Origin of the sequence: Lysinibacillus sp. OL1, from assembly GCF_004332175.1 — a bacterium.
GTDB lineage: Bacteria > Bacillota > Bacilli > Bacillales_A > Planococcaceae > Lysinibacillus > Lysinibacillus capsici.
In genome coordinates, this window is record NZ_SJDS01000176.1 from 1 (window position 1) to 218 (window position 218).

Sequence of the window (218 nt, forward strand, 5' to 3'; positions counted from 1 at the left end):
ACCATCGGCGCTAAAGAGCTTAACTTCCGTGTTCGGTATGGGAACGGGTGTGACCTCTTTGCCATCATCACTAGACTATTTGAAAGACAATACTTATTATAACATATCTTATAAAAATTACAAGTATATTCTAATATTTTATTCTTTCAAAACTGGATAAACGGTGCATTGAATGTTTCAAACTTTTTTGGTTAAGTCCTCGATCGATTAGTATTCGT

1 rRNA gene is annotated in these 218 nt (G+C 33.9%); it reads right to left on the reverse strand.

From position 1 onward, the window contains the following. A 5S ribosomal RNA gene (gene rrf / locus EW028_RS25015) occupies positions 1-75 on the reverse strand; the annotation flags it as partial. Between the last annotated feature and the right edge of the window lie 143 nt (positions 76-218).